The sequence below is a fragment of the Streptomyces sp. CC53 genome, from assembly GCF_001865245.1.
Lineage (GTDB): Bacteria > Actinomycetota > Actinomycetes > Streptomycetales > Streptomycetaceae > Streptomyces.
This window is the reverse complement of record NZ_MKXB01000194.1, coordinates 106,732-130,407: the sequence shown is the minus strand read 5'-3', so window position 1 is coordinate 130,407 and position 23,676 is coordinate 106,732. Positions and strand designations below refer to the sequence as shown.

The window sequence follows — 23,676 nt, the reverse complement described above, 5'->3', positions numbered from 1 at the left end:
GGTCGGGGCCGCCCGCCGCGGCGGAGGCCGGAGCGGCCGGTTCGGCGGCGCCTGGTGCCGCGGGGTCCGGGGCCGTCCCGGAGGAAGCGTCCGGTGCCGCGGGTGTCGGTTGCGGGCCTGCCGGGGCGGGAGCGGCCGCCTGTGAGGGAGCCTCCGGCGGGGCGTCGGGGGCGGACGGGACCGCAGTGCCCTCGTTCTCGGTGCTCACAGCTCGTCTCTCCTCGGTTTCCGCGTCTGTCCACGTCGTCGTCTGGGGCGGGGCCGCGGCAGCATCGTCACGCGGTCCGTGTCCAGCTTTTCCCACAGCTCGTCAGGCCACTGTAAGCGGGACCTGTGCGTCTGCCGCGTCTCCTTTATCTGCGGACATACCGGATCATCCAGGCTGCCTCCCGGAGGGCCGCGCAAAGGTGGCACCATGACGCGGTGACCCACACACGCCCGCACACCATCCAGGTGGTCGCCCACCGCGGCGCCTCCGAGGACGCGCCCGAACACACCCTCGCCGCCTACGTGAAGGCCATAGAGGACGGGGCGGACGCCCTGGAGTGCGATGTACGGCTCACCGCGGACGGTCATCTCGTCTGCGTGCACGACCGGCGCGTGAACCGCACGTCCAACGGCCGCGGCGCGGTCTCCAGCCTGGAGCTCGCCGATCTTGCAGCGCTCGACTTCGGCTCGTGGAAGGACGCGCGGGAGAGCCCGGACTGGGGCGACCCCGAGTACACCTCCGTCCTCACCCTCGAACGGCTGCTGGAACTGGTCGCCGACGCGGGGCGGCCCGTCGAGCTCGCCATCGAGACGAAGCACCCGACCCGCTGGCGCGGGCAGGTCGAGGAGCGGCTCGTCCAGCTCCTGCGGCGGTTCGGGCTGGCCGAGCCGCCGACGCCGGAGGACTCGTCCGTACGGATCATGAGCTTCTCCGCCCGCTCGCTGCACCGCGTCACCGCGGCCGCGCCGGCCTTGCCCACCGTGTACCTGACGCAGTTCCTCTCACCGCTGCTGCGGGACGGGCGCCTGCCGGCCGGCTCCAGGATCGCGGGGCCCTCCGTGAGGATCGTCCGGAGCCATCCCGCGTACGTGGCACGCCTCCAGCGGGCGGGGCACCGGATCCATGTGTGGACCGTCGACGAGCCCGAGGACGTGGAGCTGTGCATGCGGCTCGGGGTGGACGCAATTATCACGAATCGCCCCAAACACGTCCTGTCCCAACTGGGTCGTACGCCTCAGTAGTTACTTGCAGTGCTCCGGCGCGTTCACTCCGTGACCATGCGTGTCGAATGCGTCACTGTATGCGGACTGACCGGTTTCCGGCCCATACCAAGGGGGCATCCACACCGTGGCGTGGGGCGAAGGAGGTCTCGGGGGTGGCGTTGGTGGTGGCACAAGAAGTGCCGACGTCGTCGAGCATGGCCGTACCCCACGGCCCTGCGGGCGTGGGCGAGGCGAGAAGCCGGATGCGCAAGGAGCTCCGCCGCGGCGGAGTCGCCGATTCCGTCGTCGACGACGCCGTATTGATCCTTTCCGAGTTGCTCAGCAACTCCTGCCGGCACGGCAGACCGCTGGACGCCGCCGATGTCGGCGACGGAGCCGTGCGGGCCACCTGGCGGGTCGACGACCAGGGCGGGCTGACCGTCGAGGTGACGGACGGCGGCGGTCCCACCCGCCCGGTTCCCTCCACCCCTTCGGTCACCGCACGAGGCGGCCGGGGGTTGAACATCATCAGCGCGCTGGCCCAGGACTGGGGTGTACGGGACGGCGCCGGCGGCGAAGTCACGGTGTGGGTCCTGGTCGCCGGAACAACGCCTCGGCATGACCCTCTCGCTACGCGCGTCACACCAATGGGCTTCAGCGGTAGGGGAGTTGGGGCCGACTCGCGCAACGGTACGCCACGAAGCGGGGTGCAGCGCAACGGCAGGCCCCGCAACGGCGGCGTCCCCGCACCCGCCCCGGACGCCGGCGAAACGGTGGACCGGGCGGCCCCGCGGGACGAGGCCCCGGGGCTGCTCGGCGCGTACGAGGACATCGGCGCGTTCGGGGCCTGCGACGCATGGGACTCGTACGGGGCCTTCGGCTCATAGGACGGCACACCCCCACTACGGGCCTCTGGCTCATGGGGCCCGGCCGGCCCGCGCGCATCGACACCGGGCGCCGAGGCGTTCCGCCCGCGCGGCCGACCGGCAGCAGGCCGCGCACCGTCGGCCCCTGTTGGACGGCCACAGGGCCCTGACGGCCACCGGTCCGCCGACCACCGGACAGGAGGCGCCGGACGGGCGCCGGGCAGGCGTCCGACAACAGGCACCGGGTCTCCCGGCGGATCGCCCGGGAGCGGAGTCACGGGCTGTCAGGCGCCGAGGCCACCCGAGCCGCCGTTACCACCCGGGCCCTGGGCTTGCCCCGGCCGCAGGGGCGCAACCCGGACCACCAGGACCGCCACCAGCGCCACCAGGACCCCGGACTCGTAGGGCGCGGAGTCACGATCCTTCGCCTCTGAGGTCACACCAGCACCACCAAGGCCAGCCGGGCGCGGAGCCCAGCCAGGCTCACAGGCTCGCGGGGGCACCGTGCCCTGTGATCGTTGTTCGCACAATGGGTTCCCCGGCCCGCAGCCCCGCGGGGCCACCGGCCACCAGGTGGCGGAACAGTCGGACCCGGCCGACTCGGGCCCCCGACGGACCTCCGACGCGTGCGGCCGCCCCGCTCCTCTCGCGGCGTCGGCTGGCGTCCCGGCGGCCTCGTGGGGCTAGGCTCGCGGCCGACAGAGCATCGCGTTCCAACGGGAGAACCCACGCATGGCCAAGAAGCGCCCCCAGACCAAGGCCGCCGGCAAGCCGCAGGTGACGGACGGCGAGGTGCCGGTCGTCGGCGCCCGCGAGCCCTGCCCCTGCGGTTCGGGCCGCCGCTACAAGGCCTGCCACGGCCGCGGCGCCGCGCACGCGGCGACCGAACTGGTGCAGCGTCCGTTCGAGGGCCTGGCCGGCGAGTGCGACTGGGTCGCACTGCGCGAGCTGGTCCCCGCCGCGACCGCCCCGCTCCACCTCAAGGACGGCCTTCCCGACGGTGTGCCGTCCGTGACGCTGGCCACCGTACTGCCGATGGCCTGGCCGGCCCTGCGCCGCGACGACGGCTCCGTCCTCCTCGCGCTGCAGAACGACACCTCCTCGGGCGACCTCAGCCGCGACATGGCGGACACGTTGCAGCGCGCCCTGACCGTCCAGCCGGGCTCGCCGGTCGCGGCCCGCCGGGTTCCGGCCGACGGCCCGCGCCTCCAGGACCTGCTGGACGGCGACGCCGGCTTCGAGCCGACCGTCCACACGGGCTTCGAGTTCTGGGTGCCGGACTCCGCCGACAGCGCCTCCCCGGACGTGGCCGCCTCCCTGGAGCGGGCGAACGCAGCCGCCATCCCGACCGTCAAGCTGTCCGGCGTGGACGCGGCGTACTGGTGCGAGACACCCGCGAAGAACCACCTGCGCTGGGTGATGCCGCACTCGGAGGAGAGCCTGCTGGACGCGCTGGCCCGGCTGCACTCCGCGGGCACGTCGTCGCTGGGTGAGGGCACTCGCCTGGTGGGGTCGTTCCGGGCGCACGGCCTGGTCGTCCCGGTGTGGGACCTGCCGAGCACCATGACCGCGGAGGACTGCGAGAAGCCCGCCGCGGAGTTCGCGGAGCGGCTGGCCGGGGCACTCGCGTCGGACGCGCCGCTGACCGCCGACGAGCGACGGGCACGCGGCGGCCTCACGAACCGTCAGGTCACCCTGAGCTGATCCGTCCCCGGTGTCGCCGGCAGGGGCGAGCGGCGTGCCGGCGCGGCGCCTCCCCGCCTGTCGGCCGGACGGCTTCCCCGAACGTACCGGCGGGTAAGTCGCTGTCCGAATAAGAGAGATCGAATTTGCGAACCGCGGATCTCTTGTTACCGTTCTGGAAGCCCGGTCGCTGGTGCATCCCCCGTCGCCAGCGACCGGGTTTCTGCATGAGTTTCGGAATGCGATCTTCCGCCTGCCGCCTCGTCGGATCGTTGCATTCGTCAACTCCCGGCTGTCGGGGCGGGGTTGCTGGCCGCCCTCAGCAGTAGCGGACTCTCGGGGTCGCCGTCGGCCGCGAACTCCGCGACCGCCGTGTACTCCTCGATCGGCCCGCGCCCTTTCTCACGTGGGGTTTCGCATGCGCCCGGTTCGTCGCCCCGGGAAATCGCACAGTGCGTGCGCACCGTACGCCCGGCCGGCCCCATGAGGCTGAGGACGGCTCGGAGCGCCTCGCCGCTGGTGTTGCGGTAGTAAGTACGGCCCCAGGTTTCCGCGCCTTCGGTGAGCACGCACGTCTGGGCCTCCACCCCGCCGGGCGAGACCAGCGGAGGACCGCAGCGGGCGGCACGCCCCTGGGGGCCGCCCGCCGAACCGGGGGGCCGTACGTCTTGCCGACCGTCACTTTCGGCCAGAACCGGCGCCTCGGGCGACGAACCGGGCCGGGGGGCCGAGGACGGCGGCGCGGAGACGGCGCCGGAAGCCCCCGCCACCGTGCCGGAGCCGTCCGCGGCGCGGCCCCCGGGCGCCTCGGCACGGCCGGCACCGGGCCCGGGCTGCGAGCCCGATCCGGGGGTGGGCAGCGGGACGGACAGGGGCGCCGTGGGGCGGATCCCGGGGTCGAGCCCACCACCGGCGGTGAGAGCCGCCCGTTCGGGGCCGGCGGCAGGTACGGCGGTCGCCACGAAGGGCAGCAGCGTGGCGACGGCCACGGCGGCGCCCAGACCGGTCATGCGGAGGTTCATGGGGGTGTCTTCCGGGTTGCGACGGTGGGCCGACCATAGCGGCGGACGACCCGGGCCCTTTCCGCCCCGCCCCCGTTCTCCGTACAAGGAGGCCTCCGCTCACACTCGTACGAGTGACCCCGCGTCCGCACGCCGCCCCTTCGGCACCACCCTCGTCTATAAGAGCGGCCTTCCCTCTGTGCCCACGCCTCCCTCTCCACGGACTGCCCGGGCTCACCAGCCGCCGTACGGTCGGCGTCCACGTCAGTCCCCGCGGCGCTCCGACGCCGCCGGCCCTCCGGGTGCCTTCGTGGCCTCCGGCGCCGGCGCGCTGCCGGGCACGGCGCTGCCAGTCTCAGGACTGCCGAACGCGGCTCTGCGGGACCAAGGCTGCGGGACACGCCTGCAACGTCAGCCTCCACGAGCACCGGCATCACGGGCGCACCACAACGCGTCCTGCCGCTCCACTCCCCTGCACCGCCGCAGAACCCCTGCGCCCACCGCACGCCCGGCCGCCGCGGCACGCTGTCCTGCCGTACATGCGCCAGGCGGTCGGGACACGGGGCCGCCCATGCCTCAAGCTGCCGCCCCGTACACAGCTGATGCGGAAGACGGTCACCATTGGAGACGGCCACTACGGAAGGCGGCCTCTACAAGAGGACGGCCGGCGCAGGACGACGGCCGGCATGAGAGGGCGGGCGGCATAGGACGACGGCCGGTAGGTGGCACAGGACGACGGCTGTTGCGGAAGTCGGCTGGTGCAGGAGGCAGACGGCCCAGGCACCCGCGCCGCGCCGCGGTACGGCCGCCGCCCGAAGCGACCAGCGTCGCGACGCAACCGGCCCTCAAGACAATGGGTGCTCATGAAGGCCGACCCCCGGGACGTCCTGTGAGGAGGCGCGGGCCGGGAAGCCGCGGTGCCGAGGCGTTCAGTACCTCAGGCTGCTGCCGACATCCGGCACGCTCGCGCTCGCCTCGACGAGGGCTTCGACCACCGATTCGACCTCCGGCAGCCACGGCGCGGCGCCACCGCCCGCGCGCGGTGCGGCGTCCGTGACGGGAGGCCGCTCCCAGCGCACCCCGCCCGTGCCGGTCTGTGACGGCGGCAGCACCAGATAGCCGCCCGGCCCGTGGAACCGCAGGGAACTGGGCACCATGTCCAGGGCGTACAGGAGCTCACCGAGGCGCTCCAGGCCGTACGGCGCGACCAGGAGCGACCAGCGTGTGGGGGTCGCCACGACGGGGCCGACCCGCAGGCCACGCTGGTCGAGCACGGCGAGGGCGCGGGCACCGGCGGCCGCGGGCAGGCTCACCGCGCACGGCGCGCGGCCCCCGGTCGCGAGGAGGACGGGCGCGTCCGGCCGCCGGGTCCACCACCAGCGGACCATGCGGGCGTCTGTGGTGGCCGCCAGGAGGCCGGGGTCGAACGGATGGGCGCCGGGAACCACGCATCCGGGATCGGGGCAGGCACAGACCGGCCGCGCGCCGGCCGCCGGACCCCGCGTCTGTCCGCGGGTCGCCTTCCACAGTCCGGACGTCTCGGCGCCCTGTCGCCCCCGGCCCTCCCGTGGCGCCTGCGGCGCTTCGGGTGCGCCCCCCGCTCCGGACGCCTCCGTCCCGCGCGTTGCTTCCACGGCTCGGTCGGGGCGCACTGGTTGGGGTGCCTCCGTCCCGCGGGGCCCTCCGGCCGCTCCGGGTACCTGCGCCCATCGGGTGGTCCTCGCGGGCCGGGGCGCCTTCGTCGGTTCCGCTGTCTTCGCCGGCTCCTTCGCGTTCGCTGACTCCGTTGCCTCCGCCGCCTTGAGCCCCACGCCGGGGAGGACGGGCCAGTGCCACCGGGTGGCGCAGAGCAGCGCCGCTTCACGGTGGTCAGGGCCCTTCTTCCGCCCGAACGGGAGCCTGCGTCGCCTTCCGAGGATCTCGCGCATGAGCGCTCGTTCCTTTCCGTTGAACGCCGAGGTCCAGATCACAACACGTGTGCGTTACTTCACTGTGCGTACGAGGCGGTGCGTCACCGCCCTCGCCACCCGGAGGCGGCACGGGGAATCCCGCTTCCGGCGCGGCAGGCAACACCGCTGAGGGGCAGAGCGTCGGCTGAGTCCGTTGAACGCTTGGCGAGGGGTGGCGCGCGAGGCGAATCGCCTTCCGTCCGCCAGGACGGGGCGCGCTCTCGGTGATGAGGACGCCGATGCCTTCCCGCCGGGTTCCGGGTCGGCTCCAACTTCCCCTGGCCACCAACGATTACGTACCCCGCACGTCCGGAATGACGCTCCGCCCGAGTCGGTCTGGTTGTCGCCCCGGGTGGTGCCCCCATGTCGAACGCGCTCAGTCGACCGCAAAACCTCCCCACCGGGACTGATTTTTGGCCAAGTTCAGCATTGCACAAACACCACGCGTCCCGCTGGACAATGCTGGACATCCCCTTCCCAGTGCGTGTACATGTGGATGCAGTGATAGCGGCGCAGCATGACATGCGGATTGACATGGGGGTTTGCGATGCTATTGAGCAAAGAGACGCAGCCGGGAAGCCGGCTGCCATGAGCACCCCTCACCTGCCGAAAGTGGCTGGAATCGATCCGACGGTTCCCGCTCCTGCGCACACTGCAACGCCTCTCCCGGGCATCCCCGCCGCGGCCAGCGCACCCCACACGCTGATCCAGGACCGGCTGGCAGGCTGGGTCTCCGACCTCACCACCCTGCACGAACTGACCGAGCGGCTCGCCAGGACCGGCACGCTCGACGACGCCCTGCACGAACTGCTGCGGGCCGGCGCCGCCCTCGTCGGCGCACGCCGCGGCATGGCCGTGCTCGAACCCGCCGACGGGCACGGCCCCCGTGCGACGATCGGCCTGGGCCTCGCCCACGCCGAACTCGGCACCATCGAAACCGTCCCGCGCAGCGCCACGTCCTACGGACGCATCCTCGACGGCCTGCCCCCCGCCAGGACCGTGGCCGACGAGGCCAGCGGACGGGACCTCGCGTCCGGCGGGCAGCCCCGCTCCGTATCGGTCCCGGACCTGCTCGGCGACGAGGACCTGGACCCGCGGCACCGCGAGGTCGCCGCCCGCCTCGGCTTCGCCGCGAGCTACGCGGTACCGCTCGTCACCGACGGCGCGGGAAGGCTCGGCGCCGCCGTGTGGCTGTACGACGAACCCGCCGAGCCGACCGAACGCCGCCGCCACCTCGTCGGGCTCTACGGCCAGTACGCCTCCGAGCACCTGGCCCGGCTGCTGGAGCTGGAGCGCGGCCGGGCCCGGATCACCACGCTGGCGGAAGAGCTCATGCCGAGCAGGCTGCCCCGTGTGCCGGGCGTCCGGCTGGCCGGGCGGCACGTGCCCGGCTCCGAGGGCGGCGGCGACTGGTACGACGCGCTGGCGCTGCCGGAGGGCGCCCTGGGGCTGGCCGTCGGCTCGGTCTGCGGCTCCGGGCCGAGCGCGCTGGCCGCGATGGGGCGACTGCGGGCGTCCCTGCGGGCGTACGCCGTCATGGAGGGGGAGGACCCGGTCGCCGTCCTGTCCGACCTGGAGCTGCTGCTCCGCCTGACCGAGCCCGCGCGGTCCGCGACGGCGCTCTTCGCGTACGCCGAGCCCGCGCTGCGCAAGCTCGTACTGGCCGGCGCCGGGCACGCCCCGCCGCTGGTGGTCGGTACCCGACGGACGGAGTACGTCGAGACGTCGCTGTCGGCGCCGCTCGGCATGCTCTCCTGCTGGGAGGCACCGAGTGTGGAGCTGGTCGTGGAACCCGGCGAGACGCTGCTGCTCTACACGGACGGGCTGCTGCGGAGGATCGGGGGGCCGGTGGACCGGGCCTTCGCCCGACTGCACGCGGCCGCGGCAAGCGTGCCGAAGGCCGACCGCGCCGAGCCGGAGGCGGTCGCCGACCACGTCCTGCGGACCGTTCTGCCCGGGGCACTCGGTGAGGCGGACGGGCAGGGCGAGGGCCGGCCCACGGAGGACGTGGTGATGCTGGCCGCCCTTTTCGACTGACGCGGCAGGCATGCTCACGGGCGGCCCTCCCCGCGGGCCGCCCGGTGCCGGCGCGCCGGCACCTGTCCCGTCACTGCCCGCGGCGACCGGGGCAGGGGGGAAGGACCCGGCCGCGACCGGGTCGGCCGCGCCGCCGAGCGGGTCGCCCCCCGCTACCGGCGCCTGATGAGCCGGATCGCCCCGGCACGCACGGGGCTGCGCCCCACGCGTCGCCGCCGTATCGCGGCGGGCGGCGCAGCCCGGTCGCGGTCCGCCAGCGGGGTCCCCTCCGTCCGCCCGTACGATGACATGGGGGTTCTGTTCCATCGATCCAAGGAGGCGGACCCGTGGCCGAGGAGCTCACGCCGGAGACCCCGGAGAGCGAAGAAGAGCCGATCGAGCAGCGGAAGAACGGCCTGTACCCGGGCGTGTCCGACGAACTCGCGGCGAACATGAAGTCCGGCTGGGCCGACACCGAGCTGCACGACCTGGAGCCCGTCGCCCAGGCCGCGCACACCGCCGCCCGGCGTGCGGCGCTGTCCGCGCGGTACCCCGGCGAGCGCATCGTCGTCCCCGCCGGCAACCTGAAGACCCGGTCGAACGACACGGAGTACAGCTTCCGCGCGGCCACCGAGTACGCGTACCTCACCGGCAACCAGACGGAGGACGGCGTCCTCGTCCTGGAGCCGAAGGGCGGGAACGAGGGGCACGACGCGACGCTGTACCTGCTGCCGCGCTCCAACCGCGAGAACGGCGAGTTCTGGCTGTCCGGCCAGGGCGAGCTGTGGGTGGGCCGCCGCCACTCGCTGACCGAGGCCGCGACGCTGTACGGCATCCCCACCGGGGACGTCCGTGAGCTGCCGACCAGGCTCAGCGAGGCCACCGGCCCCGTCCGGGTCGTCCGCGGCCATGACGCCGCCATCGAGAAGGCACTCACCGACAAGGTGACCGCGGAGCGCGACGAGGAGCTGCGGGTCTTCCTCTCCGAGATGCGCCTCGTGAAGGACGACTTCGAGATCGCGGAGCTGGAGAAGGCGTGCGCCTCCACCGCCCGCGGCTTCGAGGACGTCGTGAAGGTGCTGGACAAGGCCGAGGCCACGTCCGAGCGCTACATCGAGGGCACGTTCTTCCTCCGCGCCCGCGTCGAGGGCAACGACATCGGCTACGGCTCCATCTGCGCCGCGGGTCCGCACGCCTGCACGCTGCACTGGGTCCGCAACGACGGCCCCGTGCGCTCCGGCGACCTCCTGCTGCTCGACGCCGGCGTGGAGACGACGGAGCTGTACACCGCCGACATCACGCGGACGCTGCCGATCTCCGGCGCGTTCACCGACCTCCAGCGGAAGATCTACGACGCCGTGTACGAGGCGCAGGAGGCCGGTATCGCGGCGGTGAAGCCCGGCGCCAAGTTCCGCGACTTCCACGACGCCGCACAGCGCGTGCTCGCCGAGAAGCTCGTCGAGTGGGGCCTTGTCGAAGGGCCGGTCGAGCGTGTCCTGGAGCTCGGCCTCCAGCGACGCTGGACGCTGCACGGCACGGGCCACATGCTCGGCATGGACGTCCACGACTGCGCGGCCGCGCGCACGGAGGCGTACTCCGGGGGCACGCTGGAGCCGGGCATGTGCCTGACGGTTGAGCCGGGCCTGTACTTCCAGGCGGACGACCTGACGGTGCCGGAGGAGTACCGGGGCATCGGCGTGCGGATCGAGGACGACATCCTCGTCACCGAGGACGGCAACCGGAACCTGTCCGCCGGCCTGCCGCGCCGCTCCGACGAGGTCGAGGCATGGATGGCCGAGCTCAAGGCCTGACACGGCCACCCACCGCCCGGCCGCGGTGCGCGGCACCGCACCGACACGCGACCGCAGCGTCCTGGGCGGCATCGAGCGGATGCACGATGTCGCCTCGGAGGTGTCGGCACCCCGCGCGCCTCGCGTCCGGGGCTGCGAAGTGAAACGTCCCCCGCCGGCCACCGGCGGGGGACGTTTCACGTGAAACACGGTCCGTCACCTCATGATCAGCTCGTCGGGGCCGGAGATCGTCAGCGTCAGCTCGTCAGGGTCAGGGGTGCTCCGGGACGCCACTTGAGGATCTTGTCGAAGCTGACCACGGCGCCTCCCCTGCCGGCTCTGTTGCCGAAGTGCACGTGGTCGGCCAGTTCTTCGATCAGGCGCAGGCCGCGCCCGCTCTCCGCATCGCCCGGTACCAGTTCCCGTGGAACCGCATGGAACGGGCCCGCCGGGAAACCCGGACCCGAATCGGCCACCTCGATCCGACACTTCTCACCATCCAGGTAGGCGGTCACCCGGAACTCCGCCGACTCCTCACCACCGTGCTCGACGGCGTTCGCGCACGCCTCACCGAGGGCCAGCGAGAGGTCGTAGGAGGTGTCCGGGTCGACTCCCGCGGTTTCCATGGTGCCGAGGAGTAGCCGACGGGCGAGCGGGACGCTCGCAGCCTCGCGCCGCAAATGGAGGGACCACCAGATGCTCATGCGCAGCCTCCTGCCGCGGCTCGACATATCGGTACGTATTGCCACATACGCGGCGAGTAAGCGTGGAGCTGACGGGCGGTCCCTCGTTCGGCCGGATACATACGGGGGAATTCCAGCGGCAAAGCCGACCTTCCGGACCTGCCGTACGAAGCCCGAGAGCGTGGTGGGATGATGGCCCGGCCATGTCTGCGCTCACCGGTCCGCGACTGCTGAGGGCCGCGGTGTTCACCGCGGTCTGCGTCGTGCTGTCCGCACTGGGCCATGTCCTCGCCGCCTGCGAGGCCGTCCCGTGGTGGACGCTGAGCGCAGGGTTCGCGGCCGTGTTCGTGCTCGCCCTGCCCTTCACCGGCCGCGAGCGTTCGCTTCCCGCCATCACGGCGGCGCTCGTCGCCGGCCAGCTGGCACTGCACACCGTGTTCGGGGTGGGCCAGCAGCACGCGGCTGCATCCGTCGCTGCGGACGCCACGGGCTCCGGGGGTGACGCCCTGATCCGCGCCGCCGCCCGCCTGGTCTGCGGTGCCGGTGCGGCCCAACTGAGCCCGGGCGAGGCACACCGGATCATCACGGCGGCGGGGCTGGACCCGGAGCGGGCCGTCGCGGCCGCCGCACCCGCTGCGGGCACGGTCGCCGCCGCGGCCCCGCAGGCGGCGGCCACGCTGCCCAGCCTCGCGATGCTGCTGGGCCACCTGCTGGCCGCGCTGGCCACGGGCTGGCTGCTGCGCCACGGTGATCTCGCGCTGCTCCGTCTGGCCCGCCTGGCCCACATGTCGGCGCGCGGCGCCGCCGAAGTCGCCGCGGAGGGCCTCGTACGGTCCCTGCGCGCCGCGCTCGTCCTCGTACGCCTGCTGGCCTGCGCCGCCCACACGGCGCCGAACGCGGTGCTGCGGGCACCGCACGGCGACGACGACATCCCGCTGCCGATGGCTGCGGACGCACTTCACCACACGGTGATCAGGCGCGGCCCCCCAGCCGTATACCACCTCGCAGCCTGACGCGACCCGCTCGACAGGGGGCGGGCCGCCGCGCCTGCGCGCATGCCGTCTCCACGGCGTGCACAGGCGTCCCACCGCCACACCGATCTGTGGAGTGTCCTCAGCCATGAGCTCTCACACGAACTCCTCACTCCGTTCCCGCCGCCTCGCGGTGGCCGGTCGCCTCGCCGTCACCGGCGGGCTGGCCGTGTCGTCCGTCCTGCTGCTGTCCCCCTCCGCACACGCCCACGTCACCGTCCAGCCGCAGGGGGAGGCCGCCAAGGGCGGCTTCGCGACGGTGAACTTCAAGGTGCCCAACGAGCGGGACAACGCCTCCACCGTGAAGGTGGAGGTCACCCTGCCCACCGACCACCCCATCGCCTCCGTGATGCCGCAGCCCGTGCCCGGCTGGACCGTGAAGGTCGACAAGGCGAAGCTGACCACCCCGCTGGACATGCACGGCAAGAAGATCACCGAGGCACCGTCCAAGATCACGTGGACGGCGGACGGCTCGAAGATCGCGCCGGGCCAGTTCCAGCAGTTCCCGGTGTCGCTGGGCCGTCTGCCCGAGAACACCGACCTGCTCGTCTTCAAGGCCCTCCAGACGTACGACAACAACGAGGTCGTCCGGTGGATCGAGGAGCCGTCGAAGGATGGCGGGTCCGAGCCGGAGTCGCCCGCACCGGTCCTGAAGCTGGGTGCCGCCTCGGAGGGTCACCACGGCACGGCGTCCGACGCGAAGAAGGCGGACGGCCACACGGCCGACGAGCAGAAGACGGACGGCAGGCAGGGCTCCGGAGCCGGCCAGGCCGCCGCCTCCGCCGGCGACGCGAGCGACACCACCGCCCGTGTGCTCGGCGTCATCGGCATCCTGGTCGGTGCCGCCGGTGTGGCCTTCGGCGTCCTCGCCGGACGCCGCCGCTCCGCATGATGTCCCACCGGGCCCTGCACCCGACGACCGCCCCCTCGAAGAGAGAACCCGATGCGTAAGCTCACCCGCGCCGCGCGGCCCCGCCGCGCGGCCCGGCGCTCCCCGCTGTTCACAGCCGCGCTGGTCACGGCCTCGGCCGCCGTGGCACTGACCGCCTGCGGCACCGACCGGACCCCGGGCGGCCAGCCGGTCGCCGACGTGTCCGTCGCCCCGGCCACGACCAAGGCGGCCACCGTCCTGGACAGGCCGTTCACCAAGCCCGACCTCGTCCTCACGGACACCGCCGGCAAGCAGTTCGACCTGCGGGAGCGCACCAAGGGCAAGCCGACCCTGATCTACTTCGGCTACACCCACTGCCCCGACGTCTGCCCCCTCACCATGAGCAACATCGCCACGGCGATGAAGGACCTCCCCCAGGCAGACCGGGACAAGCTCCAGGTGGTCTTCGTCACCACCGCCCCGGAACGGGACACCCCCGCCGAGCTCGCCAAGTGGCTGCCGTCCGCGGGAGACCCCTCCTTCATCGGGCTCAGCGGCGACTTCACGAGCATCCAGGCGGGCGCCCGGGCGATGGGCATCGGCATCGACCCGCCGACGAAGGACAAGAACGGCAAGGTCGTCTCCATGCACGGCGCACAGGTCATCGCCTTCTCGCCGAAGACGGACCAGGGCTACGTCCTCTACGGAGAGGACACCTCCGTCCAGGAGTACGCCGCAGACCTGCCGAAGCTCATCCGTGGAGAGAACCCGTGAACCACCGCACCACCACCGCACGTTCCCTTGCCGCCGCCCTCGCCCTGGTCTCCGGACTCGCCCTGAGCGGCTGCTCCACCGCTGATGCGTCTTCGGACGGCGGCCCGGCACTCAAGGTCAGCGGCGCCTTCATACCGGAGCCGGTCAACGGCGACATGGCCGGCGGCTTCCTCACCGTCACCAACACCGGTGGAGCCGCCGACACCCTGACGGCCGTCACGAGCGACGTGTCCGACGACGTGCAGCTGCACGAGACGAAGGACCAGAAGATGCAGCAGGTGACGTCCTTCGACGTGCCGGCCAACGGATCGCTGTCTCTGGAACGCGGCGGCAACCACCTGATGTTCATGGATCTCAAGCGGGACCTGAAGCAGGGCGACAAGGTCCGCGTGGAGCTGCGCTTCAAGGAGTCCGACACGATCACCGTGGAGGTCCCCGTCGAGGCCAGGACCCACAATCCGGCGCAGCACCACTGAGGACCGAGGGAGCCACCTGATGACGGCCACCGCCTCTCGCTTCGGAGCGTTCCCGGTCCTGTCCCGGCTGTCGGTACTGCTGGTGCTCACCGTGGCGCTGCTCGGTTCCGCGCTGTCCGGCGCGGCGTCCGCGCACTCCACGCTGACCGGCAGCGACCCGAAGGACGGGGCGGTGGTCGCCACGGCGCCGCAGCGCGTCACCCTCACCTTCTCCGAGCAGGTCGCCCTGGGCGACGACTCCATCCGCGTCCTCGAACCCAGCGGCAAGCGCGCCGATGTCGGTGAGCTGCAGGACCTGTGCAGCGGCTCGGTCGTGCAGTACGGCGTCGGTCTGCGGACCGGCCTGAAGGACGGCACCTACACCGTGGCGTGGCAGGCCGTGTCCGCGGACAGCCATCCGATCTCCGGGGCGTTCACCTTCTCCATCGGAGCGCCTTCGGAGACGACGGTCGCGCTCCCGGCGCAGCAGGCCGGTGGCGGACCGGTCGGTGTCCTCTATGACATCGGCCGGTACGTGTCCTACGCGGGCTTCACCGTGCTGGTCGGCGGTGGCGTCTTCGTCCTGGCCTGCTGGCCGCGCGGCGCGGCGGCGCGGCCCGTGCAGCGGCTGGTCGCGTACGGGTGGGTGACGCTGACGGCGGCCACCCTGGCCCTGCTGCTCCTGCGGACCCCGTACACCGGGTCGGGGAAACTGGCCGACGCGCTGGACCTCGGCGGGCTGCAGGCGGTGCTGGCCACGAAAACCGGTGCGGCACTGTCCTCGCGGCTTCTCCTCATGGGCGCGGCGGCGCTGTTCGTCGCCGTGCTCTTCGGGGCGTACGCACGGCGGGGGCAGGATACGGACAAGAAGGACCTGGAGTTCGGCCTCGCCGTCGGCGGGGCCATCGTGGCGACCGGTCTTGCCGGGACCTGGGCCCTGTCCGAGCATGCGTCCACGGGACTCCAGCCGGGAGTGGCGATGCCCATGGACGTGCTGCACATGCTCGCCGTGGCCGCCTGGCTGGGCGGGCTCGCGGCGCTCCTGGTCGCGCTGTACGCCTCACCCGCGACCGACGGTGACGGCTCGGCGCCCCCGAGGATCGGACCGGAGGCCGTGCGGCGGTTCTCCCGGCTGGCGTTCGGGGCCGTGGTGGTGCTGGCCGCCACCGGGCTCTACCAGTCCTGGCGGCAGGTCGGCAGCTGGTCGGCCCTGACGGGCACGGCGTACGGACGGCTGCTGCTGCTGAAGGTGGCGCTGATCGGTGTCCTGCTCGCGGTCGCGTGGGCGGCGCGGCGCTGGACGCGCCTGCTGGCCGAGCCGTCGCACCGGGACGTGGAGGCATCGCCCGGAGCGGCCGGTCCCCACGGGCCGGCGGGCGCGTCGCACGAACGGGAGGAGGGTGAGTCCCGCGGCAGCGGGGCCGGCCGTACCGCCGTGCTCGACGAGACCCCCGCCGCTGGCGACGGGACCGACGCCGACGAGACCCCGGCCACCGACGCCGGCACCGGCGGGGACGGGCCAGGCAGCGAGGACCCCGTACGGGCCGCACAGCTCGCCCGGCAGCGGGCCGCCGTGGCGACCGCCCGGCGGCAACGCCTCAGGGACGGCGATCCGGCCCGGGCCGGCCTGCGACGCTCCGTCGTCACCGAGGCCGCGGTGGCCGTCGTCGTCCTCGCCGTGACGACAGCCCTCACGGGTACCGAACCCGGCCGGACCCAGGAGCAGGCCGACCAGGCCAAAGCCGTGTCCTCGACGGCCGTACCGGACCGCCCGGTGGACATGCGGCTGCCGTATGACACAGGAGGGCCGGACGGCGTCGGAACGGTCCGCTTGACCCTGGACCCCGGCCGGTCGGGAGGGAACACTCTGCGGGTGTTCGTGACGGGACAGGGCGACAAGCCGCGCGACCTACCCGAGCTGAAGGTGTCGTTCACCCTCGACGCCCAGGAGATCGGACCGCTGCCCGTCGAGCTGAACCGCACCGCGACAGGGCAGTGGCAGGCCACGGCCGCCCAGCTCCCCATGCCGGGTGAGTGGCGCGTCCGGGTCACCGTGCGCACGTCCGACATCGACCAGACCACCATCGACAAGAACGTCAAGATCGGCTGACCGGCACATGAGCGACACGAGCAACACCCACGGCACCCTGCAGATCTCGCGGCGGAGGCTGCTCGGGACGGTCGGCGCCGCGAGCGCGACCGGCCTGGTGGCCGGCGCAGCCGCCGGAGCGGGCGGCTACGCCGCCTTCGGAGGTGCGGACGGCGAGGAGGGTGCCGCCCTGACGACGGTCGGGACCACCCGGGTCCCCTTCCGCGGCGCCCATCAGGCCGGCATCCTCCAGCCTCTGCAGGCGTGCGGCCACGTGCTGGCCTTCGACCTGGCGCCGGGAGCCGGCCGCAAGGAGGCCGCCGCGCTGATGCGCCGCTGGTCCGCGGCGGCCGAGCGGCTGATGGCGGGTGAACCCACGGGCGATGGGGACGGCGGGGTGGCCCGGGACGCGGGTCCCTGTTCGCTGACCGTCACGTTCGGCTTCGGGGCGAGCTTCTTCGACCGTACGGGGCTGGCCGCCCGGCGCCCCCGAGAGTTGGAGCCGCTCCCGCCGTTCTCGGCGGACCGGCTGGACCCGAAGAGGTCCAACGGAGACCTGTGGGTCCAGATCGGTGCCGACGACGCACTGGTGGCGTTCCACGCGCTGCGGACCCTCCAGAAGGAGGCCGGTGGGGCGGCAGCCGTCCGCTGGCAGATGAACGGCTTCAACCGTTCCCCGGGCGCCACCGCGCGTCCCATGACCGCACGCAACCTCATGGGCCAGGTGGACGGCACCGGCAACCCGAAACCGACCGACCCCGGCTTCGACGGGCATGTCTTCGTGGCGGCGGGAGGGGACCAGCCGTGGATGACGGGTGGGTCGTACGCAGTCGTGCGCCGCATCCGGATGCTGCTCGACGACTGGGACGACCTTTCGGTGAAGCAGCAGGAAGCCGTCATAGGCCGCCGCAAGTCGGACGGCGCACCGCTGACGGGCGGGACGGAGACCACGGAGCCGGACCTGGACAAGCTGGGGCCGGACGGCAGCCCGGTCATCGCCGCTGACGCGCACGCCCGGATCTCGGCACCGGAACAGAACGGCGGCGCGACCATGCTGCGGCGACCGTTCTCCTTCCACGACGGGATCGGACCGGACGGGACACCGGACGCAGGGCTGCTGTTCATCTGCTGGCAGGCCGATCCGCTGAAGGGCTTCGTGCCGGTGCAGCGGAAGCTCGACCGGGGCGATGCACTCTCCGTCTTCATCCGGCATGAGGCCAGCGGTCTGTTCGCCGTGCCGGGAGGCGCTGCGGAAGGCGAGTACGTCGGTCAGCGGCTACTGGAGGCATGAGGACGGTTTCACGTGAAACTGCGCCCGGCCGTTGTTTCACGTGAAACGGAAACCCAGGAGGCCGGTCGCCGACTGTTCTGGAGCATTAGGGTGACCGGTATGTCGGCCACGCGATACACCTACCTCGGTCCCGAGGGCACTTTCACCGAAGCCGCTCTGCGCACCCTGCCGGAGGCGGCGACACGGGAGCTGGTGCCGATGCTCTCGGTACCCGCGGCGCTGGACGCCGTACGGAACGGCGACGCGGCCGCTGCGCTTGTGCCGATCGAGAACTCGGTGGAGGGCGGGGTCACGGCGACCCTCGACGAACTGGCGTCGGGCGAGCCGCTGATGATCTATCGCGAGGTGCTGCTGCCGATCGCGTTCGCCCTGCTGGCGCGCCCCGGCACAGAGGTGTCCGACATCAAGACCGTCACCGGGCACCCGGTGGCGCAGCCCCAGGTGCGCAACTGGCTGCGGACCCACCTGCCGGAGGCCGTGTGGGAGTCGGCCGCCTCGAACGCCGACGGAGCGCGACTGGTACAGGAAGGCCGGTACGACGCGGCGTTCGCGGGCGAGTTCGCGGCGGCGACCTACGGGCTGGAGGCACTGGTCACCGACATCCACGATGCGGAGAACGCCGAGACCCGCTTCGTTCTGGTGGGCCGCCCGGCGAGGCCGTCCGCGCCGACGGGCGCCGACAAGACGTCCATGGTCATCTGGTTGCGCGACGACCACCCGGGCGCCCTGCTGGAGCTGCTGCAGGAGTTCGCCGTCCGGGGTGTGAACCTCATGCTGATCCAGTCGCGACCGACGGGCGCCGGGATCGGCAACTACTGCTTCGCCGTGGACGCCGAGGGCCACATCTCGGACCGCCGGGTGGGCGAGGCGCTGATGGGGCTGAAGCGGATCTGTCCGAAGGTGCGCTTCCTCGGGTCGTACCCCCGGGCGGGGGTCACCCCGCAGCAGGTGCGGGCACTACGCGCAGGCACCTCGGACCAGGACTTCACGGACGCGGCCGACTGGCTGGCACGATGCCAGGACGGGCGGGGCGCGTAGTCACCGGCCCGAGACTTCACCGAGGCCTCCTGCTTCCCCGCGCGCGGGCTGCGGCGGGGCGTCCTCGCGGCACTGGTGCGACGCGTATCTGACTCCCCGCACGTGTGAGGTGCGCACAGGTTCGCGCAAGGCTGCGGCGGGGCGCGACTCGGGTGGAAGCGAGCGGGGAGCTGTCCGTCCGCGGGCGAGGCGGCGAGGCGGCGAGGCGGCGAGGCGGCGAGGCGGCGAGACAGAGCATCGCTCCTGACCGCCCCGTGGGCACCTGATCCACAGCGGATGGAAGCAGCCCGCAGACCGGCGGCCGGGGAAAGACCCTGCCCGGTAGGGAACGGGGCAGTGCCCGGAGCTCGACGGGGTCGCCGAGTTCCGCGCCGGTGCCGTGGGCCTCCAGGTGGGGAAAGTTATCCACAGGACCCCTTCTCCACCTGGGGACAAGTCGATATCCCGCACAGGCATGGGGTCCAGCCGACCCGGACAAGGTCGATAAATCGGTGTAGTGACCCCACACGCCTCCGTGTCGCGCTATGCCCACTCCCGTCACTCCGCTTCCTTGGATCAGTCCCTTGGGGCGAGGAATTGCCACTCAAATGAGTGGATACTCGGGGTTTGATCAAGCAAAGCCAGGGCTCGATTCCCTGTTTCTACCCGATCGACCCCCGAAGCCCCGTTATCCACACAGCCTGTGGATAACGGGGCGCTCAGCCTGGCGAACTGTGGACAAGGCATTCACTTCCCCGCCAGTGGGCCGTGCGCCTTCCCCCCTACCGAGCACGGCAATTCCGGCATTAAGGGTGAAATGACACGCTCGGTCACATGCGGTGCCGTGGCGGGAGTCCACACCGGTAGCCTGGTGGGGTGATTGACCTTCGCCTGCTCCGTGAGGACCCCGACCGTGTTCGCGCCTCCCAGCGCGCCCGTGGAGAGGACGTCGACCTCGTCGACGCGCTGCTCTCCGCCGACGAACGGCGCAGGTCGTCCGGCGTCCGCTTCGACGAGCTGCGCTCCGAGCAGAAGGCGCTCGGCAAGCTGATCCCCAAGGCCGCCGGCGACGAGAAGACCGAGCTGCTGAAGAAGGCAGGCGACCTGGCCGCCGCCGTGAAGGCCGCCGACGCCGAGCAGAACGAGGCCGACGAGGAGACCCGGCGCCTGCTGATGCAGCTCGGCAATCTCGTCCACCCCGACGTCCCGGTCGGCGGCGAGGAGGACTTCGTCGTCCTGGAGACGCACGGCACGATCCGCGACTTCGCGGCCGAGGGCTTCGCCCCCAAGGACCACCTGGAGCTCGGCGAGGCGCTGGGCGCCATCGACGTCGAGCGCGGCGCCAAGGTCTCCGGCTCGCGGTTCTACTACCTCACGGGCGTCGGCGCCCTGCTGGAGCTCGCGCTCGTCAACGCCGCCATCGCCCAGGCCGTGGACGCCGGCTTCACTCCGATGCTCACCCCGTCCCTGGTCCGGCCGCGCGCCATGGAAGGCACCGGCTTCCTGGGCCAGGCCGCCGAGAACGTCTACCAGCTGGAGAAGGACGACCTCTACCTGGTGGGCACGTCCGAAGTACCGCTCGCCGCGTACCACATGGACGAGATCCTCGACGCCGACGAGCTGCCCCTGCGGTACGCCGGCTTCTCCCCCTGCTACCGCCGTGAGGCCGGTACGTACGGCAAGGACACACGGGGCATCTTCCGCGTCCACCAGTTCGACAAGGTCGAGATGTTCTCCTACGTCGCGCCGGAGGACGCCGAAGCCGAGCACAAGCGACTGCTGGAGTGGGAGAAGCAGTGGCTGAGCTCCCTTGAACTGCCCTTCCAGGTGATCGACGTCGCCACCGGCGACCTCGGCGCCTCCGCCTCCCGCAAGTACGACTGCGAGGCGTGGATCCCGACGCAGGGCAAGTACCGGGAGCTCACCTCGGCGTCCAACTGCGACAGCTTCCAGGCGCGCCGCCTCTCCGTGCGCATGCGCGAGGGGAAGAAGGTGCAGCCGCTGGCGACGCTGAACGGCACGCTGTGCGCCGTCCCGCGCACCATCGTGGCAATCCTGGAGAACCACCAGCTCGCCGACGGCTCCGTGCGTGTCCCGGAGGTCCTCCGCCCCTACCTGGGCGGCCGTGAGCTGCTGGAGCCCGTCGCCCGGTGAGCGCCGCATCCGTGAGGCCCTTCCCGTACCGGCTCGTCGCGACCGACCTCGACGGGACGCTGCTGCGGCCCGACGAGACGGTCTCGCAGCGCACGCGTGACGCGCTCGCCGCCGCGATGGAGGCGGGCGCCGTGCACATCGTGGTCACCGGCCGATCCGTGGCCTGGACACGCCACATACTGGACGACCTCGGGTACGAGGGGCTCGCGGTGTGCGGGCAGGGCGCGCAGGTGTACCACTCCGGTGAGCACCGCCTGCTGACCTCAGTGACCCTGGACCGGCAGCTGGCCGGGCTCGCCCTGGCGAAGCTGGAGGCCGAGACGGGCCCGCTGGCGGTGGCCGCCAGCCGCGACGGCCTGGACGGCGAGGTGCTGGTCGGTCCCGGTTACCTGGTACAGGAAGGCCCGCTCCCGTACGTCCCGTACGAGAACCCGGCCGACCTGTGGGCGGCACCGCTGAACAAGCTGTACCTCCAGCACCCCGAGCTGGACGACGACGCCCTGGCGGCGGTCGCCCGGCAGGTCGTCGGCGGCCTGGTGGACGTGGTCATGGCAGGTCCGGGCGTCGTGGAGATCCTGCCCCTGGGGCTCAGCAAGGCGACGGGCCTCTCCCTGGCGGCCCGCCGCCTGGGTGTCCGGGCGGCGGACACCATCGCGTTCGGCGACATGCCCAACGACATCCCGATGTTCGCCTGGGCGGCACACAGTGTGGCGATGGCCAATGCGCACGACGAGTTGAAGGCCGTCGCCGACGAGATCACCGCGTCGAACGAGGCCGACGGCATCGCCCTGGTGCTGGAGGAACTGCTGGCCCGCTGAGCCCGTGTCGGGCACCCGGAGGAACCACGGTGCCGGGCAGGTCCCACCCTGCCTGGGCCTTCTCGGGCGCCCGGCACTTCGGATGCCGCATACGGCGACCGGCTTCCGCCCCGAGGCCCTCAGGATCTTTGGGCCTCTTGGGCTTCTTGGGCTTCTTGGGCCTTCAGCGGAGGATGCGCGGATCGAACGCGCGCGGGGCGGACCCCGACCACGGCTTAGCAAGCCGGTGCCTTACCACTCGGCCAATCCTCCGGGAGGGGCGGCCCGCGCGTACGGGTCGGTACGCGCGCTCGAAGCGGCCGCCCCGGGCAGCTGCTTCAGACGGTCCGGGAGTCGGGTGACTACTCCGGTGCCTGCCGCGCGCTGCCCTGAGGGGAACTCGACGGACTCGTGCTCTCCCGGGTCAACGTCTCGCTCCTCCCCGGCTCGTGGTGTCCGTGCGTCGGTACGGACACCACTGTGCCGGGGAGAGCCGGCGGTACGCCACCGAAATACGACTCACATGTTGATCATGTGGCCGGCCAGGCCGTGCACGGCCTCCTTGACCGCCTCGCCGAGCGTCGGGTGCGCATGGACGTTGCGTGCGACCTCGTGGACCGTCAGGTCCCACTGCTGGGCGAGTGTGAGCTCGGGAAGCAGTTCCGTCACGTCCGGCCCGATCAGGTGGGCACCGATGATCTCGCCGTACTGGGCGTCGCTGATGAGCTTCACGAAGCCCGTCGAATCGCCGAGGCCGTGCGACTTGCCGTTCGCGCTGAACGGGAACTTGGCGACCTTGACGTCGAAGCCCTTCTCCCGTGCCTGCTCCTCGGTCCAGCCGAAGGACGCGATCTGCGGCTGGCAGTAGGTGGCCCGCGGGATCATCGGGTAGTCGAGCTCCATCGTCTCGGCGCCCGCGAGGGTCTCGGCGGCGACGACGCCCATGGCCTCGGCGGTGTGCGCCAGCATCAGCTTCGCCGTGACATCGCCGATGGCGTAGATGTGCGGCACAGACGTGCGGCAGCGGGCGTCGACATCCACCGCGCCGCGGTCGGTGAGCCTGACGCCGGTGTTCTCCAGGCCGTACCCCGTGGTGTTCGGGGCGAAGCCGATGGCCTGGAGGACCTTGTCGGCCTCCAGCACCTGCTGCGATCCGTCCTTGGTGGTGACGGTGACGCGCAGCTGCGGTCCCGACTCGTCGATGGAGTCGACCCGCGTCGACGTCATCACGTCGATGCCGAGCTTGCGGTACTGCTTGGCCAGCTCGGCCGAGACGTCCTTGTCCTCCAGGGGCGCGATCCTGTCGAGGAACTCGACGATGGTGACCTTCACGCCGTAGTTGTGCAGCACGTACGCGAACTCGATGCCGATCGCGCCGGCACCCGCGATGACGACGGACTGCGGAACGTCCTCGGTGAGGATCAGCTCCTCGTACGTGACGACGCGGTCGCTGCGGCTCGTGCCCGGCAGCAGCCGCGGGGTGGCACCCGTCGCGATGACGCAGTGGTCGAACGCGATGGTGCTGGTCGTGCCGTCGGAGAGGGCGACCTGCAGGGTGTTCGCGTCGACGAACGTGCCCCGGCCGTCGAACTCGGTGATCCCGTTCTTCTTCATCAGGTAGTGGACGCCCTTGACCCGGCCGTCGGCGACCCGGCGGCTGCGCCGGAACGCCTCCCCGTAGTCGAAGGAGACCTGGCCGTCGACCTTGATGCCGAAGGTCTTCGCTTCGTGGGTGAAGATGTGCGCGAGTTCGGCGTTGCGCAGCAGAGCCTTGGTCGGGATGCAGCCGACGTTCAGGCAGACGCCGCCCCAGTACTTCTCCTCGACGACCGCGACGCGCTTTCCGAGCTGGGCGGCACGGATCGCGGCGACGTATCCGCCGGGGCCGGCTCCGAGTACGACGACGTCGAAGCGGTCTGTCATGGCTGGCTCCCCAAGATGTGAGTGCGGGTCGTGCGGGCCGTGAGGTCGCGCCCGTGCCCACAGTAATCCCGGGGGCATGCAGACCGCTGCGACGC

Annotated in this window: 17 protein-coding genes, 1 tRNA gene and 3 pseudogenes; 14 read left to right on the top strand and 7 right to left on the bottom strand. The window is 72.1% G+C overall.

Going from position 1 to position 23,676, the window contains the following annotated elements; translation table 11 throughout:
- Positions 1-208 (bottom strand): annotated as a pseudogene (locus BJP40_RS35025) (protease); the annotation flags it as partial.
- Between the two features lie 215 nt (positions 209-423).
- On the opposite strand from BJP40_RS35025, the gene BJP40_RS25435 reads away from it, so the two are divergent.
- The 3 genes and pseudogenes from BJP40_RS25435 to BJP40_RS25425 all read left to right on the top strand — a co-directional run bounded on the left by BJP40_RS25435 (position 424) and on the right by BJP40_RS25425 (position 3,761).
- The gene (locus BJP40_RS25435; RefSeq protein ID WP_071282655.1) at positions 424-1,230 is read left to right on the top strand and encodes a glycerophosphodiester phosphodiesterase; all 807 of its coding nucleotides are present in this window, start codon (positions 424-426) and stop codon (positions 1,228-1,230) included.
- A gap of 47 nt (positions 1,231-1,277) precedes the next feature.
- Positions 1,278-1,832: pseudogene (locus tag BJP40_RS35920) on the top strand (ATP-binding protein); the annotation flags it as partial.
- Positions 1,833-2,789: 957 nt separating this feature from the next.
- Positions 2,790-3,761: a DUF5926 family protein gene (locus BJP40_RS25425; RefSeq protein ID WP_071282653.1), complete on the top strand. Its 972-nt coding sequence runs from the start codon at positions 2,790-2,792 to the stop codon at positions 3,759-3,761.
- Positions 3,762-4,021: 260 nt separating this feature from the next.
- Here the strand turns inward: BJP40_RS25425 and BJP40_RS25420 are convergent, their stop codons facing one another.
- From BJP40_RS25420 to BJP40_RS35915, 3 genes and pseudogenes are all read right to left on the bottom strand, one after another.
- The gene (locus BJP40_RS25420) at positions 4,022-4,762 is read right to left on the bottom strand and encodes a hypothetical protein (protein WP_071282651.1); all 741 of its coding nucleotides are present in this window, start codon (positions 4,760-4,762) and stop codon (positions 4,022-4,024) included.
- 908 nt (positions 4,763-5,670) lie between these two features.
- On the bottom strand, positions 5,671-6,270 hold the full coding sequence (locus tag BJP40_RS25415; protein ID WP_079171477.1) for a bifunctional DNA primase/polymerase: 600 nt from the start codon (positions 6,268-6,270) through the stop codon (positions 5,671-5,673).
- A gap of 273 nt (positions 6,271-6,543) precedes the next feature.
- Positions 6,544-6,669 (bottom strand): annotated as a pseudogene (locus BJP40_RS35915) (DNA primase); the annotation flags it as partial.
- A gap of 480 nt (positions 6,670-7,149) precedes the next feature.
- On the opposite strand from BJP40_RS35915, the gene BJP40_RS25410 reads away from it, so the two are divergent.
- Both BJP40_RS25410 and BJP40_RS25405 read left to right on the top strand, forming a co-directional pair.
- Positions 7,150-8,727: a PP2C family protein-serine/threonine phosphatase gene (locus tag BJP40_RS25410; protein WP_079171455.1), complete on the top strand. Its 1,578-nt coding sequence runs from the start codon at positions 7,150-7,152 to the stop codon at positions 8,725-8,727.
- A 326-nt stretch (positions 8,728-9,053) separates the two neighbouring features.
- Complete coding sequence (locus tag BJP40_RS25405; protein ID WP_071282647.1) at positions 9,054-10,517, top strand: aminopeptidase P family protein; 1,464 nt, start codon at positions 9,054-9,056, stop codon at positions 10,515-10,517.
- Positions 10,518-10,753: 236 nt separating this feature from the next.
- Here BJP40_RS25405 and BJP40_RS25400 read toward each other — a convergent pair whose 3' ends face one another.
- Positions 10,754-11,200, bottom strand: a complete 447-nt coding sequence (locus BJP40_RS25400; protein WP_071282645.1) for an ATP-binding protein — start codon at positions 11,198-11,200, stop codon at positions 10,754-10,756.
- A 182-nt stretch (positions 11,201-11,382) separates the two neighbouring features.
- Here BJP40_RS25400 and BJP40_RS25395 point away from each other — a divergent pair, with 182 nt between their 5' ends.
- From BJP40_RS25395 to BJP40_RS25355, 9 genes are all read left to right on the top strand, one after another.
- The gene (locus BJP40_RS25395; protein ID WP_071282643.1) at positions 11,383-12,192 is read left to right on the top strand and encodes a hypothetical protein; all 810 of its coding nucleotides are present in this window, start codon (positions 11,383-11,385) and stop codon (positions 12,190-12,192) included.
- Between the two features lie 106 nt (positions 12,193-12,298).
- Positions 12,299-13,102: a YcnI family protein gene (locus BJP40_RS25390; protein ID WP_071282641.1), complete on the top strand. Its 804-nt coding sequence runs from the start codon at positions 12,299-12,301 to the stop codon at positions 13,100-13,102.
- Between the two features lie 51 nt (positions 13,103-13,153).
- On the top strand, positions 13,154-13,855 hold the full coding sequence (locus BJP40_RS25385) for an SCO family protein (RefSeq protein WP_071282639.1): 702 nt from the start codon (positions 13,154-13,156) through the stop codon (positions 13,853-13,855).
- A complete protein-coding gene (locus BJP40_RS25380; protein WP_071282637.1) occupies positions 13,852-14,331 on the top strand; it encodes a copper chaperone PCu(A)C in 480 nt (159 codons plus the stop codon). The genes BJP40_RS25385 and BJP40_RS25380 overlap by 4 nt, the downstream gene beginning before the upstream one ends.
- Before the next feature lie 19 nt (positions 14,332-14,350).
- The gene (locus BJP40_RS25375) at positions 14,351-16,420 is read left to right on the top strand and encodes a copper resistance protein CopC (protein WP_071282635.1); all 2,070 of its coding nucleotides are present in this window, start codon (positions 14,351-14,353) and stop codon (positions 16,418-16,420) included.
- 7 nt (positions 16,421-16,427) lie between these two features.
- The gene (gene efeB, locus BJP40_RS25370) at positions 16,428-17,690 is read left to right on the top strand and encodes an iron uptake transporter deferrochelatase/peroxidase subunit (RefSeq protein WP_071282633.1); all 1,263 of its coding nucleotides are present in this window, start codon (positions 16,428-16,430) and stop codon (positions 17,688-17,690) included.
- 99 nt (positions 17,691-17,789) lie between these two features.
- Positions 17,790-18,728, top strand: a complete 939-nt coding sequence (gene pheA / locus BJP40_RS25365; protein WP_071282874.1) for a prephenate dehydratase — start codon at positions 17,790-17,792, stop codon at positions 18,726-18,728.
- An 855-nt stretch (positions 18,729-19,583) separates the two neighbouring features.
- Positions 19,584-20,861, top strand: coding sequence for a serine--tRNA ligase (gene serS, locus BJP40_RS25360; protein WP_071269320.1), 1,278 nt, complete (start codon positions 19,584-19,586; stop codon positions 20,859-20,861).
- 11 nt (positions 20,862-20,872) lie between these two features.
- Positions 20,873-21,679, top strand: a complete 807-nt coding sequence (locus tag BJP40_RS25355; protein ID WP_071269352.1) for an HAD family hydrolase — start codon at positions 20,873-20,875, stop codon at positions 21,677-21,679.
- A 167-nt stretch (positions 21,680-21,846) separates the two neighbouring features.
- On the opposite strand, the gene BJP40_RS25350 is transcribed toward BJP40_RS25355, so the two are convergent.
- Positions 21,847-21,931: transfer RNA gene (locus BJP40_RS25350), tRNA-Ser, on the bottom strand.
- Positions 21,932-22,177: 246 nt separating this feature from the next.
- Positions 22,178-23,581, bottom strand: a complete 1,404-nt coding sequence (lpdA, locus tag BJP40_RS25345; RefSeq protein WP_071282631.1) for a dihydrolipoyl dehydrogenase — start codon at positions 23,579-23,581, stop codon at positions 22,178-22,180.
- Positions 23,582-23,676: the final 95 nt, after the last annotated feature.

Coding starts and splice junctions, on each gene's coding strand:
- pheA (WP_071282874.1), top strand. CDS start 17,790: ATGTCGGCCACGCGATACACCTACCTCGGTCCCGAGGGCACTTTCACC.
- BJP40_RS25425 (WP_071282653.1), top strand. CDS start 2,790: ATGGCCAAGAAGCGCCCCCAGACCAAGGCCGCCGGCAAGCCGCAGGTG.
- BJP40_RS25420 (WP_071282651.1), bottom strand. CDS start 4,762: ATGAACCTCCGCATGACCGGTCTGGGCGCCGCCGTGGCCGTCGCCACG.
- efeB (WP_071282633.1), top strand. CDS start 16,428: ATGAGCGACACGAGCAACACCCACGGCACCCTGCAGATCTCGCGGCGG.
- BJP40_RS25390 (WP_071282641.1), top strand. CDS start 12,299: ATGAGCTCTCACACGAACTCCTCACTCCGTTCCCGCCGCCTCGCGGTG.
- BJP40_RS25400 (WP_071282645.1), bottom strand. CDS start 11,200: ATGAGCATCTGGTGGTCCCTCCATTTGCGGCGCGAGGCTGCGAGCGTC.
- BJP40_RS25385 (WP_071282639.1), top strand. CDS start 13,154: ATGCGTAAGCTCACCCGCGCCGCGCGGCCCCGCCGCGCGGCCCGGCGC.
- BJP40_RS25410 (WP_079171455.1), top strand. CDS start 7,150: ATGCTGGACATCCCCTTCCCAGTGCGTGTACATGTGGATGCAGTGATA.
- BJP40_RS25375 (WP_071282635.1), top strand. CDS start 14,351: ATGACGGCCACCGCCTCTCGCTTCGGAGCGTTCCCGGTCCTGTCCCGG.
- lpdA (WP_071282631.1), bottom strand. CDS start 23,581: ATGACAGACCGCTTCGACGTCGTCGTACTCGGAGCCGGCCCCGGCGGA.
- BJP40_RS25395 (WP_071282643.1), top strand. CDS start 11,383: ATGTCTGCGCTCACCGGTCCGCGACTGCTGAGGGCCGCGGTGTTCACC.